This is a genomic window from Streptococcus sp. HMSC067H01, assembly GCF_001814775.1.
GTDB lineage: Bacteria > Bacillota > Bacilli > Lactobacillales > Streptococcaceae > Streptococcus.
In genome coordinates this window covers 1-20,352 of record NZ_KV817768.1, presented here as the reverse complement: position 1 = coordinate 20,352, position 20,352 = coordinate 1, and the positions used below count along the sequence as shown (strand labels likewise).

At 39.1% G+C, this 20,352-nt stretch carries 20 protein-coding genes; 17 read left to right on the top strand and 3 right to left on the bottom strand.

Going from position 1 to position 20,352, the window contains the following annotated elements:
• Position 1 precedes the first annotated feature (1 nt).
• From HMPREF2987_RS00510 to tsf, 8 genes are all read left to right on the top strand, one after another.
• Positions 2-829 (top strand): energy-coupling factor ABC transporter ATP-binding protein, encoded by an 828-nt coding sequence (locus HMPREF2987_RS00510; protein WP_075228900.1) that lies wholly within the window; start codon positions 2-4, stop codon positions 827-829.
• The gene (locus tag HMPREF2987_RS00505) at positions 814-1,653 is read left to right on the top strand and encodes an energy-coupling factor transporter ATPase (RefSeq protein ID WP_075228899.1); all 840 of its coding nucleotides are present in this window, start codon (positions 814-816) and stop codon (positions 1,651-1,653) included. Before HMPREF2987_RS00510 ends, HMPREF2987_RS00505 begins: the two co-directional genes overlap by 16 nt.
• The gene (locus HMPREF2987_RS00500) at positions 1,646-2,440 is read left to right on the top strand and encodes an energy-coupling factor transporter transmembrane component T family protein (protein WP_075228898.1); all 795 of its coding nucleotides are present in this window, start codon (positions 1,646-1,648) and stop codon (positions 2,438-2,440) included. The genes HMPREF2987_RS00505 and HMPREF2987_RS00500 overlap by 8 nt, the downstream gene beginning before the upstream one ends.
• A gap of 29 nt (positions 2,441-2,469) precedes the next feature.
• The gene (mreC, locus tag HMPREF2987_RS00495) at positions 2,470-3,291 is read left to right on the top strand and encodes a rod shape-determining protein MreC (RefSeq protein ID WP_075228897.1); all 822 of its coding nucleotides are present in this window, start codon (positions 2,470-2,472) and stop codon (positions 3,289-3,291) included.
• Positions 3,288-3,782 (top strand): rod shape-determining protein MreD, encoded by a 495-nt coding sequence (gene mreD / locus HMPREF2987_RS00490; RefSeq protein WP_075228896.1) that lies wholly within the window; start codon positions 3,288-3,290, stop codon positions 3,780-3,782. Before mreC ends, mreD begins: the two co-directional genes overlap by 4 nt.
• Before the next feature lie 91 nt (positions 3,783-3,873).
• Positions 3,874-5,079 (top strand): peptidoglycan hydrolase PcsB, encoded by a 1,206-nt coding sequence (pcsB, locus tag HMPREF2987_RS00485; RefSeq protein WP_075228895.1) that lies wholly within the window; start codon positions 3,874-3,876, stop codon positions 5,077-5,079.
• Positions 5,080-5,313: 234 nt separating this feature from the next.
• A complete protein-coding gene (rpsB, locus tag HMPREF2987_RS00480; RefSeq protein WP_000268462.1) occupies positions 5,314-6,096 on the top strand; it encodes a 30S ribosomal protein S2 in 783 nt (260 codons plus the stop codon).
• Positions 6,097-6,174: 78 nt separating this feature from the next.
• Positions 6,175-7,215, top strand: coding sequence for a translation elongation factor Ts (tsf, locus tag HMPREF2987_RS00475; RefSeq protein ID WP_000808093.1), 1,041 nt, complete (start codon positions 6,175-6,177; stop codon positions 7,213-7,215).
• Between the two features lie 115 nt (positions 7,216-7,330).
• Here tsf and cysK read toward each other — a convergent pair whose 3' ends face one another.
• From cysK to HMPREF2987_RS00460, 3 genes are all read right to left on the bottom strand, one after another.
• Entirely contained in the window at positions 7,331-8,257 is a 927-nt protein-coding gene (cysK, locus tag HMPREF2987_RS00470) for a cysteine synthase A (RefSeq protein ID WP_075228894.1), read from the bottom strand.
• 96 nt (positions 8,258-8,353) lie between these two features.
• Positions 8,354-8,797, bottom strand: coding sequence for a PH domain-containing protein (locus tag HMPREF2987_RS00465; RefSeq protein ID WP_045762425.1), 444 nt, complete (start codon positions 8,795-8,797; stop codon positions 8,354-8,356).
• Between the two features lie 16 nt (positions 8,798-8,813).
• On the bottom strand, positions 8,814-9,449 hold the full coding sequence (locus HMPREF2987_RS00460) for a YigZ family protein (RefSeq protein WP_075228893.1): 636 nt from the start codon (positions 9,447-9,449) through the stop codon (positions 8,814-8,816).
• Between the two features lie 55 nt (positions 9,450-9,504).
• On the opposite strand from HMPREF2987_RS00460, the gene HMPREF2987_RS00455 reads away from it, so the two are divergent.
• From HMPREF2987_RS00455 to polA, 9 genes are all read left to right on the top strand, one after another.
• Entirely contained in the window at positions 9,505-10,803 is a 1,299-nt protein-coding gene (locus tag HMPREF2987_RS00455; protein ID WP_075228892.1) for an ATP-dependent helicase ComFA, read from the top strand.
• Positions 10,800-11,462: a ComF family protein gene (locus HMPREF2987_RS00450; RefSeq protein WP_075228891.1), complete on the top strand. Its 663-nt coding sequence runs from the start codon at positions 10,800-10,802 to the stop codon at positions 11,460-11,462. Before HMPREF2987_RS00455 ends, HMPREF2987_RS00450 begins: the two co-directional genes overlap by 4 nt.
• Positions 11,463-11,541: 79 nt before the next feature.
• Positions 11,542-12,090 carry a ribosome hibernation-promoting factor, HPF/YfiA family gene (gene hpf / locus HMPREF2987_RS00445; protein WP_075228890.1) on the top strand — a complete coding sequence of 183 codons (549 nt, stop codon included), beginning with the start codon at positions 11,542-11,544 and terminating at the stop codon, positions 12,088-12,090.
• Between the two features lie 183 nt (positions 12,091-12,273).
• Entirely contained in the window at positions 12,274-14,202 is a 1,929-nt protein-coding gene (locus tag HMPREF2987_RS00440; protein ID WP_373878851.1) for a GGDEF domain-containing protein, read from the top strand.
• Entirely contained in the window at positions 14,199-14,651 is a 453-nt protein-coding gene (rplI, locus tag HMPREF2987_RS00435) for a 50S ribosomal protein L9 (protein ID WP_075228888.1), read from the top strand. Before HMPREF2987_RS00440 ends, rplI begins: the two co-directional genes overlap by 4 nt.
• Before the next feature lie 42 nt (positions 14,652-14,693).
• Complete coding sequence (gene dnaB / locus HMPREF2987_RS00430; protein ID WP_075228887.1) at positions 14,694-16,052, top strand: replicative DNA helicase; 1,359 nt, start codon at positions 14,694-14,696, stop codon at positions 16,050-16,052.
• Positions 16,049-16,315 carry a Veg family protein gene (locus HMPREF2987_RS00425; RefSeq protein WP_000128621.1) on the top strand — a complete coding sequence of 89 codons (267 nt, stop codon included), beginning with the start codon at positions 16,049-16,051 and terminating at the stop codon, positions 16,313-16,315. The genes dnaB and HMPREF2987_RS00425 overlap by 4 nt, the downstream gene beginning before the upstream one ends.
• A gap of 101 nt (positions 16,316-16,416) precedes the next feature.
• Positions 16,417-17,550, top strand: a complete 1,134-nt coding sequence (locus tag HMPREF2987_RS00420) for an SH3 domain-containing protein (RefSeq protein WP_075228886.1) — start codon at positions 16,417-16,419, stop codon at positions 17,548-17,550.
• 64 nt (positions 17,551-17,614) lie between these two features.
• Positions 17,615-20,248, top strand: coding sequence for a DNA polymerase I (gene polA, locus HMPREF2987_RS00415; RefSeq protein WP_075228885.1), 2,634 nt, complete (start codon positions 17,615-17,617; stop codon positions 20,246-20,248).
• The last annotated feature ends 104 nt before the right edge of the window (positions 20,249-20,352 follow it).

Here is a 20,352-nt window from a genome sequence, read left to right as displayed (position 1 = left end):
TATGGAATCGATTATTGAGATAAAAAATCTGTCTTTTCGATATCAGGCAGATCAAGAACACTATGATGTTCATAATATTACGTTTCACGTGAAACGTGGAGAGTGGTTGTCTATCGTTGGTCATAATGGTAGTGGCAAGTCAACGACTGTTCGCTTGATTGACGGTTTACTTGAGGCCGAATCAGGGGAAATTTGGATAGACGGAGATCTTTTGACGGAAGAAAACGTCTGGGACAAACGCCGAAAAATTGGCATGGTCTTTCAAAATCCTGACAACCAATTTGTAGGAGCAACTGTGGAAGATGATGTTGCTTTTGGACTGGAAAATCAAGGAATCCCGCTTGAGGAGATGAAGCGTAGAGTTACAGAAGCTCTATCCTTAGTTGGGATGGCTGGATTTTCTAAAAAAGAACCTGCTCGTTTGTCAGGAGGTCAAAAACAGAGAGTAGCTATCGCAGGTGTTGTTGCCTTGCGACCAGATATTTTAATCTTGGATGAGGCTACAAGCATGTTGGATCCTGAGGGACGGCTAGAGTTAATTAAAATTGTGCAGGAAATTCGTCGAAATCATCAGATAACTGTGATTTCCATAACACATGATTTGGACGAGGTGGCTATGAGTGACCGAGTTTTGGTGATGAAAAAAGGAGAAATTGAGTCCACTAGCACTCCTAGAGAGTTGTTTTCTAGGTCAGATTTAGATCAAATTGGATTAGATCAACCCTTTGTCAACCAATTAAAACAATCACTGCGTGATAGTGGCTTTAAATTACCAGAGCACTACCTGACCGAAGAGGAGCTTGAGGAGGCTTTATGGGAATTATTCTAGACAATGTTAGTTATACGTATCAGGAAGGAACACCCTTTGCCTCAGCAGCCTTGTCAGATGTGAGTCTGACCATAGAAGATGGTTCCTATACGGCCATTATTGGGCATACAGGTAGTGGAAAATCTACTATTTTACAACTTTTGAATGGTTTGTTGGTTCCCACAAAGGGAAGTGTTCGTGTCTTTGATACATTAATTACACCAACATCCGTCAATAAGCAAATTCGTCAAATTCGCAAACAAGTGGGCTTGGTCTTTCAGTTTGCAGAAAATCAAATATTTGAAGAAACAGTCTTAAAAGATGTAGCTTTTGGTCCTCAGAATTTTGGAGTTTCTGTGGAAGAGGCCGAGGCTATTGCGCGTGAAAAATTAGATTTAGTAGGGATTGATGAGTCACTCTTTGAACGTAGCCCATTTGAACTTTCAGGTGGTCAGATGAGAAGGGTTGCTATTGCTGGGATTTTAGCAATGGAGCCAAGCATCTTGGTTTTAGACGAGCCTACAGCAGGACTAGATCCAATTGGTCGGAAAGAGTTGATGACTTTGTTTGAAAAGCTTCATCAAGATGGCATCACGATTGTTTTGGTGACTCACCTTATGGATGATGTAGCAGAATTTGCTGACCAAGTTTATGTGATGGAAAAAGGAAGATTGGTTAAGAGTGGAGCGCCTAGTCTTATCTTTCAAAATCTGGAGTTTATGGAAAATATCCAATTGGGTGTTCCGAAAATCACAAGATTTGCTCATAGGCTAGCTGAACGAGGAGTTTCTTTTAAACAAATGCCGATAACGATAGAAGAGTTTAAGGAGTTCATTAATGGATAACATGATTTTAGGTCGTTACATACCAGGAGATTCGATTATTCATCGTCTGGATCCTCGTAGTAAGCTAATAGCTATGATCTTATTGATTATCATCATTTTTTGGGCCAATAATCCGATAACTAATCTCATACTTTTCATTGTAACAGGCATATTTGTATTTTTATCAGAAGTTCCCTTGTCTTTTTTTATAAAAGGCTTGCAGTCTATGTTTTTTCTGATTGCTTTTACAACTCTTTTCCAATTGTTCTTCATTTCGGGTGGGGATGTTTTGTATGAAGTGGGCTTTCTGAAAGTTACTAGTCATGGTTTAGAGCAGGCGGGAATTATTTGTTGTCGCTTTGTGTTGATTATTTTTTTCTCAACCTTACTAACCTTGACAACCATGCCTCTTAGTTTAGCGACGGCAGTTGAATCCTTGTTAGGGCCGTTAAAAAGATTTAAGGTTCCAGTTCATGAGATTGGGCTTATGCTCTCAATGAGTTTACGTTTTGTACCAACCTTGATGGATGATACCATTCGAATTATGAATGCCCAAAAGGCGCGTGGAGTTGATTTTGGAGAAGGGAATATTGTCCAGAAGGTAAAGGCCATGATTCCTATTTTGATTCCTTTATTTGCTACGAGTTTGAAAAGAGCGGACTCTTTGGCTACTGCTATGGAGGCTAGAGGTTATCAGGGTGGTCATGGACGTAGTCAGTATCGACAGTTGAATTGGATGAATAAAGATAGTCTAGCCCTTTTCTTTGTATGTCTATTGGGCGCAATCCTATTTTTATTAAAATCCTAAAGTAAAACAGAGAATAAAAAAGGTAAGATATGAACCGTTTTAAAAAATCTAAGTATATTATCGTTCTTTTTGTCCTTGTATTAGTAGTGTCAGTCTTTTTGGTAACGACGCAATCCAGTGCAATTGTGACAAAGGCGGGAGATGGAATTTCTCTTGTAGACAGAATTGTTCAAAAACCATTTCAATGGTTGTCTTCAGCAAAATCTGATTTAGGGCATTTAACTAGAGCTTATAATGAAAATGAAAGTCTAAAAAAAGAACTCTATCAGATGAAGAAGGAAACGAATGAAGCAGACCGCCTAAAAGAAGAAAACGAGCAATTACGACAATTGTTGGAGATGAAATCAAAATTAAACGGGACCAAGGTAATTGCGTCTGACGTTATCATGAGAACACCATCGACTTGGAAACAAGAGTTGACAGTCGATGCAGGATCTTCACAAGGCGTGACTAGTAATATGCTTGTTGTAGCTGGTGGTGGTTTGATCGGAAGCGTAGAAAAGGTTGAAGGCAACTCTAGTGTGGTCAACTTATTAACCAACGCTGAAAATACAGAGAAAATTTCTGTTAAAATCCAGCATGGTTCTACCAGTGTTTATGGAATTATCATTGGCTACGATAAGGAAAAAGATCTACTGAAAATTAGTCAGTTAAACAGCAGTAGCGACATTAGTAAAGGCGATAAGGTCGTAACTGGTGGTCTTGGTAATTTTAATGCTACTGATATTCCAGTAGGTGAAGTCGAATCTGTGACGCATAGCAATGACTATCTGACAAGAGAGGTGTTAGTCAAACTTCAGTCTGATTCAATGAATACCAAAGTCGTAGAGTTAGTGGGGAACCCATCATGAGACTTTTTAAGCAGATAGGAATGTTTTTGCTCTTGCCCTTAATAATCTTAATAGATAGTCATTTAGGACAATTTGTCAATAGTTTTTTCCCTTATTTTCAACTTGTAAGTCACTCTATCTTCATCTTTTTATTATTTGAGACGATAGAAGTATCTGAATATTTGTTTTTGTCTTATTGCTTAATCATAGGGCTTATCTACGATATTTATTTCTTTCATTTGATAGGGATTGCCAGTCTTCTTTTTGTTATTATTGGTGCAATTATTTATAAAAATAATTCTATCATTCTATCAAATAGATGGACTAGACTATTAGCAATTTTAATGATGACTTTCTTATTTGAATTTGGTAGTTTTATATTAGCTCAGGCTGTTGGATTAACTGCTGCAAGTATACCAGTCTTTATCGTTTATAGTCTAGTTCCATCGATGATTTTAAATGGTTTATGGATGATAGTTTTCCAGTTTATTTTTGAAAAAATATATCTATAAGAAAGAAACAAAACTGTAATAAAGGCGTAATATTTATTAGGCCTTTTTTTGATATACTAGTATTGTCTTAAAAGAAGGAGTATTTACACTTATGAAGAAAAAAATCCTAGCATCACTTTTGTTAAGCACAGTATTGGTTTCCCAAGGAGCTGTTCTTTCAAGTGTTCAGGCAAATACAACAGATGAAAAAATTGCTGCTCAAGATAGTAAAATTAGCAGCTTAACAGCTCAACAAAAAGAAGCTCAAAAACAAGTAGATGAAATTCAAACTCAGGTTTCAGCAATCCAAACAGAACAAGAAAAATTGCAAGCTGAGAATGAAAAACTTCAAGCAGAATCTAAAAAGCTTGAAGGAGAAATTACTGAGCTTTCAAAAAATATCGTAGCTCGTAATGCATCTCTTGAAAACCAAGCTCGTAGCGCACAAACTAATGGAGCTGCTACAAGCTACATCAATACGATTATCAACTCAAAATCAATCACAGAAGCTATCTCACGCGTAGCAGCTATGAGCGAAATCGTATCAGCCAACAATAAAATGTTGGAACAACAAAAAGAAGATAAAAAAGCTATTGCTGAAAAACAAGTAGCAAACAATGAAGCAATCAATACAGTCATTGCAAATCAACAAACGCTTGCTGATGATGCTCAAGTTTTGACAACAAAACAAGCAGAATTGAAAGTAGCAGAATTGAACCTTGCGGCTGAGAAAGCTACTGCAGAAGGTGAAAAAGCGAGTTTGTTAGAGCAAAAAGCAGCAGCAGAAGCTGAAGCAAAAGCGGCAGCGGAAGCTGAAGCAGCATACCGAGCTCAACAAACTAGCCAACGTCAATCGGTTGCAGCTTCAGCTAACACAAGCTTTGCTGCGCAAGTACAAGCAACTTCTACTTCATCATCATACGATGAAGAACCAAGCTACACTCCTGTAGCTACTCGTACAACATCACGTCCAACATATAGTACAAACGCTTCAAGTTATCCAACTGGTGAATGTACTTGGGGAGCTAAAACGTTAGCACCTTGGGCTGGAGATTACTGGGGTAACGGAGCGCAGTGGGCTACAAGTGCAGCAGCAGCAGGATTCCGTACTGGTTCTCAACCACAAGTTGGTGCTATTGCATGTTGGAATGATGGTGGCTATGGACACGTAGCGGTTGTTACAGCTGTTTCATCATCATCAAGCATCCAAGTATCAGAATCTAACTATGGTGGAGATCGTACCATTAGTAACAAACGTGGTTGGTTCAACCCAACAACAACTTCTGAAGGTTATGTTACTTACATCTATCCAAACTAATGAAAAAAAACGAGACTCAATTCGAGTCTCTTTTCTTGTTTGTAAGAAGCTAAAACGACAAGTTTTCATCGAAAAACTAACAAAATTACTTGAAAAAAAGATTCAACTATGGTAGAATGAAACTTGTCGTGTGAACGATAATACTCATTCTTGATGAATTGTGAAACTGTTGCCTTCGGGTCGTTTTGCAAGTTGAAATCAAGAAGAGGAAAAAAACAAAAAGGAGAAATACTCATGGCAGTAATTTCAATGAAACAACTTCTTGAGGCTGGTGTACACTTTGGTCACCAAACTCGTCGCTGGAACCCTAAGATGGCTAAGTACATCTTCACTGAGCGTAACGGAATCCACGTTATCGACTTGCAACAAACTGTGAAATACGCTGACCAAGCATACGATTTCATGCGTGATGCTGCAGCTAACGATGCAGTTGTATTGTTTGTTGGTACTAAGAAACAAGCAGCTGACGCAGTTGCTGAAGAAGCAGTACGTTCAGGTCAATACTTCATCAACCACCGTTGGTTGGGTGGAACTCTTACTAACTGGGGAACAATCCAAAAACGTATCGCTCGTTTGAAAGAAATCAAACGTATGGAAGAAGATGGAACTTTTGAAGTTCTTCCTAAGAAAGAAGTTGCACTTCTTAACAAACAACGTGCACGTCTTGAAAAATTCTTGGGTGGTATCGAAGATATGCCTCGTATCCCAGATGTAATGTACGTAGTTGACCCACATAAAGAGCAAATCGCTGTTAAAGAAGCTAAAAAATTGGGAATCCCAGTTGTAGCGATGGTTGACACAAACACTGATCCAGATGATATCGATGTAATCATCCCAGCTAACGATGACGCTATCCGCGCAGTTAAGTTGATTACAGCTAAATTGGCAGACGCTATCATTGAAGGTCGCCAAGGTGAAGATGCTGTTGCAGCAGTTGAAGCAGAATTTGCAGCTTCAGAAGCTCAAGCAGACTCAATCGAAGAAATCGTTGAAGTTGTAGAAGGCGACAACGCTTAATTCAAATAAGTAATCATTACCTAGGAGGGCGGGGCTTAGCCCGGCTCTCCTATTTTTAAAAAATATAGGAGAATCAAAATGGCAGAAATTACAGCTAAACTTGTTAAAGAGTTGCGTGAAAAATCTGGTGCTGGTGTCATGGACGCTAAGAAAGCATTGGTCGAAGTTGAAGGTGATATCGAAAAAGCGATTGAATTGCTTCGCGAAAAAGGTATGGCTAAGGCAGCTAAAAAAGCTGACCGTGTTGCTGCAGAAGGTTTGACTGGTGTTTATGTTGACGGTAACGTTGCAGCAGTTGTTGAAGTAAATGCTGAAACTGACTTCGTTGCGAAAAACGCTCAATTTGTTGAGCTGGTAAACGCAACAGCTAAAGCAATCGCTGAAGGAAAACCAGCTAATAACGAAGAAGCTCTTGCTTTGACAATGCCTTCAGGTGAAACTCTTGAAGCAGCTTATGTGTCTGCAACAGCGACTATCGGAGAAAAAATCTCATTCCGTCGCTTTGCTTTGATTGAAAAAACAGATGCACAACACTTCGGAGCATACCAACACAACGGTGGACGTATCGGTGTTATCTCTGTAATCGAAGGTGGAGACGAAGCACTTGCTAAACAAATTTCAATGCACATCGCTGCGATGAAACCAACAGTTCTTTCATACAAAGAATTGGATGAGCAATTCGTTAAAGATGAGTTGGCACAATTGAACCACGTTATCGACCAAGATAATGAAAGCCGTGCTATGGTTGGTAAACCAGCTCTTCCACACTTGGCATACGGATCTAAAGCTCAATTGACTGATGAAGTAATCGCTCAAGCTGAAGAAGCTATCAAAGCTGAATTGGCTGCAGAAGGTAAACCAGAAAAAATCTGGGATAAAATCATCCCAGGTAAAATGGATCGCTTCATGCTTGACAACACTAAAGTTGACCAAGCTTACACACTTCTTGCACAAGTTTACATCATGGATGACAGCAAGACAGTTGAAGCTTACCTCGAATCAGTTAACGCTTCAGTAGTTGAGTTCGCTCGCTTTGAAGTTGGTGAAGGTATCGAGAAAGCAGCTAATGACTTTGAAGCTGAAGTTGCAGCTACAATGGCAGCAGCCTTGAATAACTAATAAAAAAGTAAGGAAGCAAATCAGCTTCCTTTTCTTTTGTTGGAGGGGAACTCAGAGGAATCCCTTTGAAGGTAAACAAAAAGCCCCATACTCAGGGCTTAGTGTATTTAGGAGACTATACTTCAAACTCATAGAGCGCTGTAGATAGATAACGCTCACCGTTATCTGGTGCGAGAGCAAGGACTTTTTTTCCTGCTCCAAGTTTTTTAGCAACTTCAATTGCTGCATAGATAGCTGCTGCAGAAGAAATACCTACCAAGAAGCCTTCTTTTCCACCGATTTCACGGCCGAGTGCAAGAGCATTATCTGATGTCACACGAACGATACCATCGTAAGCTTCGGTATCAAGTGTTTCTGGGATGAATCCTGCAGAGATACCTTGAATTTTGTGAGGTCCTGGTTTTTCACCTGATAAGATTGCTGACTCGTCTGCCTCAACTGCAAAAACTTTAATGTTTGAGTTAGCAGTTTTAAGAGCATGAGAAACACCAGAAATAGTTCCTCCAGTACCAACACCAGCAACAAAGGCATCTAAACCATCAGCTCCGAAATCAGCTAGAATTTCAGCTCCTGTTGTTCTTTCGTGAACTTCTGGGTTAGCTTGGTTAATAAACTGTAATGGTAGGAAACCATCACGCTCAGCAGCAATTTCCTGCGCTTTTGCAATCGCACCTTTCATTCCTTCGCTACCAGGAGTGAGGACTAGTTCAGCTCCATAAGCTTGGATAATTTTACGACGTTCAACACTCATTGTTTCAGGCATAACAATCACAACTTTGTATCCCTTAGCAGCACCCACCCATGATAGGCCAATACCAGTGTTTCCACTTGTTGCCTCCACAATGGTAGAACCTGGTTTAAGATTACCTTCTTGTTCTGCTTTTTCAATCATACTTAGGGCGATGCGGTCTTTAACGGATGATCCTGGGTTAAAAGCTTCAAGTTTTACATAAACATCTGCTGCACCTTCGGGTACAATGTTGTTTAATTTAACAATCGGTGTTCTACCGATGAGTTCTGTGATGTTGTTATAAATAGCCATGTTAGCACCTCTTTATATAAGATGCTTCTAGTATAACGCTATCTTAAACTTTTGTAAAATATAGAAATCCTATCGGAGTGATAGGATTTTTTTATATCAGTGATTCAAACCATTCATATTCAAACGATTATGATAAGCTAAGTCAAATAGATAGGTGTAAAGAGGTACAATATCAGTTTTCTTTGGAAATTCAAATTTGTGAGAATTAAAATGCTCATTGTGAGATTTTAAAAAGGCATTTTCTAAATAAGTAATCGTAATCTCACTATCATCAATCCCAAGTCCAGCAGTTTCCATTTCAACATTGACAATGTTCATGAGGAAAATTGATTTGATAGACATCTTCCGTCCCGTTGCCCCTTGTTTATCTGTAAAGATGATTCGGATATTTGTAAAGATAATTGAGTCACGAATGAGTTTATATCCGCTTTGAATTTCTTCATTTTCTAATAAATATTGTCCAAACTCCTTGGTAAGAGCTTCTTTACTTTGCTCACTGAAGTTTCCAGCGAGTCCCTGAATTAATCTTCCAAAAGCCATATGATATTTCCTTTCTTTACGATAGGTTTACAGGTATTTCAACTTCACGTAAACCTTTGTCAGTTAGAGTAACTTTTCCATTGAAAAATTCAATGAGATCAGCCTTGATACCGTTTTTCTTTTCTTTATCAATGAAAATCATAGTGTCAACTTGATCTGTAAAGTTTGTCTCTAATTCTATGAGATTATGCTCTTTAAGAAAATTCCCATATTCTTGATACTGGGCATAGGTCATGTGAATCTGTATCCCTGCTTGCTCTTTGATTTCAATAATGCCAATTTCCTTAACTGCTAGGGCAACACTACCAGCATAAGCGCGAATCAAACCACCAGCCCCTAGTTTGATACCACCAAAATAACGAGTAACTACCACACAGACATTAGTAAGGTTGTGGTTTTCCAGAACTCCTAGCATAGGAACACCAGCAGTTCCACTAGGCTCTCCGTCATCACTGGTTCGCTTGATTTCACTGCGTTCACCTACAATAAAGGCAGAGCAGTTGTGAGTAGCTTTATAGTGTTCTTTCTTGATAGATGTGATAAAATCACGAGCTTCTTCCTCACTATAGACACGTTTTGCATGACAGATAAAGCGTGATTTTTTTATTTCTTCTTGGACTTGACCGTCCTCTTTTATAGTTCTATATTCCATAGTTTTATTGTACTAAAAAATAGCGTAAAGTTCTACCTTTTACGAATAAAGAAATATGAAAGTAAATCCAAATTATCTCGGTCGCCTTTTTACGGAACAAGAATTAAGTTATGATGAGAGACAGCAAGCAAAACCAATTTCATCCATGAAAAAAGAGAAGGGGCAACTATCTTGTCAGCGATGTGGTAGTCAGATACAAGAAGATTGGCATTTGCCTGTTGGTGCTTTTTATTGTCGAGAATGCTTGATTATGAAGCGAATAAGAAGTGATCAAGAACTCTATTATTTTCCGCAAGAAAGGTTTCCGGAGCAAGATGTACTCAAATGGTCAGGTCAACTGACTCCATTTCAAGAGCGGGTATCACAAGGACTCCTTCAGGCAGTAGATAAGAGGGAGGCTACTTTGGTACATGCGGTGACAGGAGCTGGTAAGACAGAGATGATCTACCAAGTTGTTGCCAAGGTGATTGATCAAGGTGGAGCTGTTTGTTTGGCAAGTCCGCGGATAGATGTTTGTTTAGAGCTGCATAAACGACTACAAAATGATTTTGCATGTGAGATTGCGCTACTACATGGGAATTCGCAACCTTATTTTCGTACTCCTTTGGTTATAGCAACTACTCACCAGCTATTAAAATTTTATCAAGCTTTTGATTTATTGATTGTGGATGAAGTAGACGCATTCCCTTATGTTGATAATCCTGTGCTTTACCATGCTGTCAATAATTGTGTAAAGGAAAATGGATTGAGAATATTTTTAACAGCAACGTCAACAGATGAGTTAGACAGAAAAGTTAAACAAGGGGAGTTAAAGCTTCTCAGTTTGCCACGTCGCTTTCATGGAAATCCTCTCATTGTTCCCAAGCCAATCTGGTTATCAAATTTTGATGGTTATTTGGATAAAAAACGTTTACCACCCACACTAAAGAAATACATCGAGAAACAGAGGAAAACAGCCTATCCCTTACTAATCTTTGCTTCTGAGATAAAGAAGGGAGAGAAGTTAAAGGTGATCCTGGAAAAACAATTTCCAAACGAGAACATAGGCTTTGTATCCTCGATCACAGAAGACCGATTAGAGCAGGTACAAGCTTTCAGAGATGGGGAGTTGACGATACTAATTAGCACAACTATATTAGAGCGTGGAGTCACCTTCCCTCGTGTAGATGTTTTTGTGGTGGAAGCCAATCATCAACTATTTACTAAATCAAGCTTAGTACAGATTGGTGGGCGAGTTGGTAGAAGTATGGATCGACCAACAGGAGAACTAATATTTTTCCATGATGGACTCAATTATTCCATTAAGAAAGCCATAAAGGAGATTAAACAAATGAATCGGGAGGCAGGAGTGTGAAATGTTTATTGTGTGATAAAGGCTTGCAAACTGAGTTAACCTTTACTAGTCTACTCTGTTTAAAAAAGGAGGCAGAACTAGTTTGTGAATCTTGTCTATCGTCTTTTGAGAGTATCGGTGACAACCATTGCCCTAGGTGTTTCAAAAAAGATGTGTCAATAAATTGTCAAGATTGTCAATTTTGGTGTAAACAAGGTGTAAAGGTTGATCATGTGGCTCTTTATTCCTATAATCAGGTCATGAAAGAATATTTTAGTCGCTATAAATTTGATGGTGATTATCTTCTTAGAAAGGTATTTTCTAAAATTTTGCAAACAGAGTTAAAAAAGTATAAGGGTTATCAGATTGTGATCGTACCTCTGAGTGAGCAGCGTTATAAAAGTAGAGGCTTTAATCAAGTAGAGGGTTTGATAAAGGAGACTGGACTAACATATCTGGATATTTTGGTTAAAAACGAAGTCGAAGCTAGCTCTTCAAAAAATCGAGCAGATCGTTTACTTACAGAGTTTCCATTTTTCCTGAAAGATGGTGTAAAGCTCCCAGAAAATATCTTACTCTTTGATGATATTTACACGACGGGAACTACTTTAAATCGTCTTAAAAGTATGCTTTTAGGAGCTGGTTGTCAGAATATTAAAACTTTTTCCCTCGCAAGATGAGGAAAAAGTTTGCAATAATTTTTTGAAAGCGTTATAATATAATTAGAAAAACAAATATGTTTAGAAAGAAGGTACTTATATGATTAAATATAGTATCCGTGGTGAAAACCTAGAAGTAACAGAAGCAATTCGTGATTATGTAGTTTCTAAACTCGAAAAGATCGAAAAATACTTCCAAGCAGACCAAGAATTGGACGCACGTGTAAACTTGAAAGTTTACCGTGAAAAGACTGCTAAAGTAGAAGTAACCATTCCGCTTGGATCTATTACTCTTCGTGCAGAAGACATTTCTCAAGATATGTATGGTTCTATTGATTTGGTGACAGATAAGATTGAGCGTCAGATCCGTAAAAACAAAACAAAGATTGAGCGTAAAAATAGAAATAAAGTATCAACAAGTCAACTCTTTACAGATGTTTTGGTTGAAGAGTTGGATGTAGTGCAACCAAAAGTTGTTCGTTCAAAACAAATTGATTTGAAACCTATGGATTTGGAAGAAGCAATTCTTCAAATGGACTTGTTGGGACATGACTTCTTCATCTATGTAGATGTTGAAGACGAAACAACAAATGTAATCTATCGTCGTGAAGATGGAGATATCGGTCTTCTGGAAGTTAAAGAATCTTAATGATTAGTCTGTAAAAGTGGTTTACACTAGTGTAAACCACTTTTTAGTTTGGAAATCTGAAGTTGGCAGCTAGAGATACCTCTTTAAAAGTCGCATTTTGACTACTTTTGTGGTATAATAATGCGCAAGAGGTTTGGAATGAAAAAAAATGAAATAAATCCCTTTTTTATATACCTGATTGCTATGGTAACCTTTACGATGATGACTATTTTGATTGTGTTTGTAAAGGATGATTTTGTCACTATAGCGAGCCTATTTTTATTTTTAGTATTCTATGTTCTGCTTTTTAATTTCCAGAAAAAATACTACAAAAAAACGGATATCGAGCAAATCCAGTATATCAATCATCAGGCTACGGATAGTTTGAGTGCCCTTCTTGAGCAAATGCCTGTTGGGGTTGTTAAATTAAATATGAACAGTAGTGAGATTGAGTGGTTCAATCCCTATGCTGAATTAATTTTGACAACTGAGGATGGAGAAATTGATTTTCCTCAATTTCAAATGATTTTAAAGAGTTCGATTTCATCACCTGGTACTTATGCCAATATTGGTGAGAAAAGGTATGCGGTGCATTTGGATAGAAATTCGGGTGTCTTATACTTTTTTGATGTTTCTGGTGAGTATGAAGCAACTGTTGAGCTTGTGACAAGTAGACCGGTAATCGGAATTATCTCAGTTGATAACTATGATGATTTGGAAAATGAAACGTCTGAATCAGACATTAGTCATATCAATAGCTTTGTTGCAAATTTTGTTTCAGAATTTAGTACGAAATATGCTATGTTTTCGCGTAGAGTGAGTATGGATCGTTTCTATTTATTTACGGACTATACCGTACTTGATCACTTGATGCAGGATAAATTTTCTGTGATTGATACCTTTCGTGAGGAAGCTAAGCAACGGAATTTACCTCTGACAATGAGTATGGGCTTCTCTTATGGTGATGGGAATCATGACCAGATTGGGAAGGTTGCTCTTCTCAATCTCAACTTAGCGGAAGTTCGTGGTGGTGACCAAGTAGTTGTAAAAGAGAATGATGAAACCAAAAATCCAATCTACTTTGGAGGCGGTTCAGCAGCATCAGTTAAACGTACTCGGACACGAACTCGTGCCATGATGACGGCTATCTCAGACAAACTTAAAAGTGTCGATCGAGTTTTTGTGGTTGGTCATAAGAATCTGGATATGGATGCTCTTGGCTCAGCGGTTGGAATGCAGTTGTTTTCGAGTAATGTACTGGAAGATAGTTATGTGGTTTATGATCCTACGCAGATGTCTCCAGACATCGCTCGAGCTATCAACTATTTGGAAGAGGAGGGTGTTTCAAAACTTCTTCCTTTAGTCCAGGCTATGACAATGGTTAACAAACGTTCCTTGCTTGTGATGGTTGACCATTCCAAGACGGCTTTGACCTTATCTAAAGAGTTTTATGACTTGTTTACACAGACAATCGTCATTGACCATCACCGTCGGGACCAAGATTTTCCAGATAATGCAGTCATTACTTATATAGAAAGTGGAGCTAGCAGTGCCAGTGAGCTGGTGACGGAGTTGATTCAATTTCAAAATTCTAAGAAAACACGTTTGAGTCGTATTCAGGCTAGTATTCTTATGGGTGGAATGATGTTGGATACAAAGAATTTCACCTCTCGCGTAACAAGTCGTACCTTTGATGTAGCAAGCTATCTCAGAACAAGAGGCAGTGATAGTATTGTCATTCAGGAAATTTCGGCCACGGATTTTGAAGAATATCGATTAGTAAATGAGTTAATTTTACAAGGGCAGATGGTACAACCATCAATTCTAGTTGCTCAAGCTTTAGAGGATAAAGAGTACGATACCGTAGTTATTAGTAAAGCTGCTGATGCTATGCTTGCCATGTCAGGTATAGAAGCCAGCTTTGTACTTGCTAAGAATAGTCAAGGAGCGATCTCTATTTCTGCGCGAAGTAGAAGTAAGATTAATGTCCAGCGAATTATGGAAATGTTAGGTGGCGGTGGTCACTTTAACTTAGCTGCAGCGCGGTTGACAGATATGAGCCTGCAAGAAGCAGGAGATAAACTAAAAACAGTTATTTTTAATGAAACAAAAGAAAAGGAGTCAGAAGAATGAAAGTAATCTTTTTAGCAGATGTTAAAGGTAAAGGAAAAAAAGGTGAAATTAAAGAAGTGCCAACTGGATATGCACAAAACTTTTTAATTAAGAAAAACCTTGCTAAGGAAGCGACAGCTCAAGCTATTGGTGAGTTGCGTGGTAAACAAAAATCAGAAGAAAAAGCACATGTAGAGATGCTTGCAGAAGCTAAGGAAATTAAAGCAAAACTGGAAGCAGAAGAAACAATCGTTGAGTTTGTCGAAAAGGTTGGTCCAGATGGTCGTACATTTGGATCTATCACCAACAAGAAAATTGCAGAAGAATTGCAAAAACAATTTGGTATTAAAATTGATAAACGCCATATTCAAGTTCAATCACCAATTCGAGCAGTTGGTTTGATTGATGTTCCAGTGAAGATTTATCAAGATGTGACAAGTGTAATCAATCTCCGTGTCAAGGAAGCATAATTTACGATTGGTTGACAATTTTGTAAAAGGAAGGAAAGTCTGATGGCAGAAGTTGAAGAACTACGTGTTCAGCCTCAAGATATCCTAGCAGAGCAATCTGTCTTGGGAGCCATTTTTATTGATGAGACTAAACTCGTTTTTGTCCGGGAATATATTGATTCACGAGACTTCTTTAAGTATGCCCACCGTTTGATTTTTCAGGCTATGGTTGACTTATCTGATCGTGGGGATGCTATTGACGCAACCACAGTTCGGACGATACTAGATAGTCAAGGTGATTTACAAACTATCGGAGGCTTGTCTTATCTGGTTGAGATTGTCAATTCAGTGCCGACCTCTGCCAATGCGGAATACTATGCTAAAATTGTAGCAGAAAAGGCTATGCTTCGACGCCTAATTGCTAAGTTGACAGAGTCTGTAAACCTAGCCTATGAAGCTTCTCAACCTGCTGACGAAATTATTGCTCGTGCAGAAAAAGGCTTGATTGGCGTTAGTGAGAATGCCAATCGAAATGGCTTTAAAAATATTCGAGATATTCTGAATATCAACTTCGGAAATCTAGAAGCTCGTTCACAACAGACTTCAGATATCACGGGTATTGCGACAGGTTATCGAGATTTAGACCATATGACGACTGGTCTGCATGAGGAAGAATTGATTATTTTGGCAGCTCGTCCTGCGGTTGGTAAGACAGCCTTTGCTTTGAATATAGCTCAAAATATTGGAACCAAACTTGATAAGACAGTTGCTATTTTCTCTCTGGAAATGGGTGCTGAAAGCTTGGTCGATCGTATGCTGGCTGCGGAAGGTTTGGTAGAGTCACACTCTATCCGTACGGGTCAATTGACTGAGGAAGAATGGCGTAAGTATACGATTGCTCAGGGAAATTTAGCTAATGCAAGTATCTATATTGATGACACACCTGGAATTCGGATCACAGAAATTCGCTCCCGTTCCCGTAAACTGGCTCAAGAAACAGGGAATTTAGGTTTGATTTTAATTGACTATCTCCAACTTATCACAGGAACTGGTCGGGAAAATCGTCAACAAGAAGTATCTGAGATTTCCCGTCAGTTGAAAATCTTAGCGAAAGAACTCAAAGTTCCAGTTATAGCTCTCAGTCAGCTGTCCCGTGGAGTTGAACAACGTCAAGATAAGAGACCAGTCTTGTCTGATATTCGTGAATCTGGATCAATCGAGCAGGATGCAGATATTGTAGCCTTCCTCTATCGTGATGATTATTATGAGCGTGGTGGTGAAGAAGAGGAAGGAATCCCAAATAATAAGGTAGAAGTGATTATCGAGAAAAACCGTAGCGGTGCACGTGGAACGGTAGAATTGATTTTCCAAAAAGAATATAATAAGTTTTCAAGTATTTCGAAGATGGAGGAACCAAGATGACAGACGCATTTACAGATGTGGCTAAAATGAAAAAAATCAAAGAAGAAATTAAGGCGCATGAGGGACAAGTGGTGGAAATGACCCTAGAAAATGGTCGTAAACGCCAAAAAAATCGTTTAGGAAAACTAATTGAGGTTTATCCTTCGCTCTTCATCGTTGAGTTTGGAAATGTTGAAGGAGACAAGCAAGCTAATGTCTATGTTGAATCTTTCACATATTCAGATATTTTAACGGAAAAGAACTTGATTCATTATTTGGATTAAGGATAATCGTGAAAGTGAGAAGATTTCTCACTTTTTTCTTTTTCTTTCGAATGATATAGATGAGGTCAACCTCAAAAATCTAATTATTTGAAGGAGAATGAATGACATTCAGTAAAGCAGGAAGTAAAAAGAGATTTGCTCTTAGAAAAACAGTTGTTGGGACAACTTCTCTATTGTTAGCGGGGGCTTTTTTGTTTGGTGGAGGAGCTGTTCATGCCAATCAGGCAAACAATGGATCACTGGCACGAGGAGATGATTATCCCTATTATTATAAAAATGGAAGTCAAGAAATTGATAAGTGGCGGATGTATTCCAGACAGTGTACGTCTTTCGCTGCCTTTCGTTTAAGTAGTGTCAATGGTTTTGAGCTACCTGCTGCGTACGGGAATGCTAAGGATTGGGGTTATCGTGCTAAACGAGAAGGTTATCGTGTAGATCAGCGTCCAGCAATTGGTTCTATCGCTTGGGATGCAAGCGGACAGTATGGTCATGTCGCTTGGGTATCCAATGTGTTTGGTGATATGATTGAAATTGAAGAATATAATTATGGAGTCAGAGAAAGGTATAATCGACGAACGGTAAAGGCCAATTCTATGACTGGATTTATTCATTTTAAAGATGTGGGGAATACTAGCGCAGGAAATTATCATCCTTCTCCCGTCTCTAGCGGGACACATATTTTTACAGAAAAAGCTGCCATTAGGGATCAGCCCTCACTGACTGCCACTATTATCGATTATTATTATGCGGGGGAAAGCGTTCATTATGATCAGACTCTTGAAAAAGATGGCTATAAATGGCTTTCTTATCTATCACGAACTGGTAGTCGAAGATATGTCCAGCTGGAAGGAAACTCTCGTTCTAAAAATGGATGGGAAAAAGAAGGAACAATTTGGTACTATTATGAAAATGGTCAGAAAGAAGTCGGTTGGAAGAAGCTAAATGGAAGTTGGTATCATTTACAAGCTGATGGTACAATGACCACGGGCTGGTTAAAAGATGGCTCCAAGTGGTATTACCTGAAATCATCTGGCGAAATGCAGACAGGTTGGTTAAAGGACAAAGGCATTTGGTATTATCTTGAAAACTCGGGAGCTATGAAGACTAGTCAGTGGTTCCAAGTCTCAGGGAAATATTATTACGTGAATGCATCTGGAGAATTGGCAGTAGATACGACTATCGATGGTTTCCAAGTTGACAGCAATGGTGCGCGAGTGGAAGAATCACCCCAATAAGCTTTCACCAATAATCTAACTCTTCCCGATGGTATTTTTCCTTGCTTTCCTTTATAATGGGTGTATGGACAAGAAAAAATTATTATTGATTGATGGATCTTCAGTTGCTTTTCGAGCTTTTTTCGCTCTTTATCAGCAGCTGGATCGTTTTAAAAATGACAATGGATTACATACCAATGCAATCTACGGTTTTCACCTGATGCTAAATCACCTACTGGAACGTGTCCAGCCAAGCCACATTTTGGTTGCTTTTGACGCAGGGAAGACAACCTTCCGTACAGAGATGTATGCTGATTATAAGGGTGGTCGTGCTAAAACTCCAGATGAGTTTCGTGAACAATTTCCTTTTATTCGTGAGTTGCTAGACCATCTTGGGATTCGTCACTATGAATTAGCCCAGTATGAGGCGGATGATATCATTGGAACTCTTGGTCGCTTGGCTGAAAAGGATTCCTTTGATGTGACGATCGTTAGTGGAGACAAGGACTTGATTCAGTTGACGGATGAGCATACAGTGGTCGAGATTTCCAAGAAAGGTGTGGCTGAGTTTGAGGCCTTTACACCAGAATATCTCATGGAAAAGATGGGAATTACCCCAGTTCAGTTTATTGATCTTAAGGCACTCATGGGGGATAAGTCAGATAATATCCCTGGTGTAACCAAGATTGGTGAAAAGACAGGGATCAAGCTCTTGTTAGAACACGGATCGCTGGAAGGTATTTATGAAAATATCGATGGCATGAAGGCTTCCAAGATGAAGGAAAATCTTGTCAATGACAAGGAACAAGCCTTTCTGTCTAAAACACTAGCTACCATCGACACGAAAGCGCCAATTGAGATAGGTCTAGATGATTTGGTTTATAGCGGTCCAGATATTGAAAACCTCGGAAAATTCTACGATGAGATGGGTTTTAAGCAGCTCAAACAAGCCTTGAATGCTTCTCAGGCGAATCAAGCTGAAACTTTGAATTTCACCATGGTGGACAAAGTGAGTGAAGACATGCTGAGTGCCGACTCTATCTTCCACTTTGAACTTTTTGGTGAGAATTACCATACAGATGACTTGATTGGTTTCGCTTGGTCTTGTGGAGACAAGCTCTATGCTACAGATAAGCTGGAACTCTTGCAGGATCCGATTCTCAAGGATTTTCTAGAAAAAACACCTCTGAAAGTATATGATTTTAAGAAAGCTAAAGTTCTCTTAAATCGCTTTAGTTTGGACTTGCAGGCTCCTGCTTTTGACAGTCGCTTGGCCAAATACCTTCTCTCTACTGTTGAGAATAATGAAATTTCAACCATCGCTAGTCTCTATGGTCAAACTTACCTAGTCGATGATGAAACCTTCTATGGTAAGGGTGTCAAGAAAGCTATCCCTGAGAGAGAAACCTTCTTGGAGCACTTGGCTCGCAAGGTTGCTGTGCTGGTTGAGACAGAGCCTGTCTTACTTGAGAAATTAAGTGAAAACGGACAATTAGACCTTCTCTATGATATGGAGCAGCCTTTGGCCTTTGTTCTTGCTAAGATGGAAATCGCTGGGATTAAGGTTAAAAAAGAAACTCTACTCGAGATGCAAGCTGAAAATGAGCTTGTCATTGAAAAGCTAACTCAAGAGATTTATGAATTGGCTGGTGAGGAATTTAACATCAACTCGCCTAAGCAGTTGGGCGAACTACTTTTTGAAAAGCTAGGTCTCCCTATAGAATACACCAAGAAAACCAAGACAGGTTACTCAACAGCAGTGGATGTGTTAGAGCGCCTAGCTCCTATTGCCCCAATCGTCAAGAAAATTTTAGATTATCGTCAGATTGCTAAGATTCAATCGACTTATGTGATTGGTTTGCAGGATTGGATTTTAGCTGATGGCAAGATTCACACGCGCTATGTGCAAGATTTAACTCAGACAGGTCGTCTGTCTAGTGTGGATCCAAACTTGCAAAATATTCCTGTTCGCTTGGAACAAGGCCGCCTCATTCGTAAGGCTTTCGTGCCAGAGTGGGAGGATAGTGTCCTCCTCAGCTCGGACTATTCACAGATTGAATTGCGAGTTTTGGCGCATATCTCTAAAGATGAGCACTTAATCAAGGCTTTCCAAGAGGGAGCTGATATCCATACCTCGACAGCCATGCGGGTCTTTGGAATTGAGCGTCCTGAGGATGTGACTCCAAACGACCGTCGCAATGCCAAGGCTGTCAACTTTGGAGTGGTTTACGGAATTTCAGACTTTGGTTTATCCAATAACCTAGGTATCAGCCGTAAAGAGGCTAAAGCATACATCGACACTTACTTTGAACGCTTCCCTGGTATCAAAAATTACATGGATGAAGTCGTTCGTGAGGCGCGTGATAAGGGTTATGTAGAGACTCTCTTCAAACGTCGTCGTGAGTTACCAGATATCAATTCGCGTAACTTTAACATTCGTGGCTTTGCAGAGCGTACAGCTATCAACTCACCTATCCAAGGATCGGCTGCAGATATTCTCAAAATCGCCATGATTCAGCTAGATAAAGCCTTGCTAGCAGGTGGTTATCAAACGAAGATGCTGTTACAAGTACACGATGAAATTGTTCTTGAAGTGCCTAAGTCAGAATTAGCTGCCATTAAAAAACTTGTCAAACAAACCATGGAAGAAGCCATTCAACTCAGTGTGCCCCTGATTGCTGATGAAAATGAAGGCGTTACTTGGTATGAGGCCAAGTAGCAATTGATCAGTCTATCAAGCTAGCATAGAATCTTCATAATAATAAAAACGCATAATGTCAGGTAGTTATTGAACTGCACCCCAAAAGTTAGACAGAAAAAAAT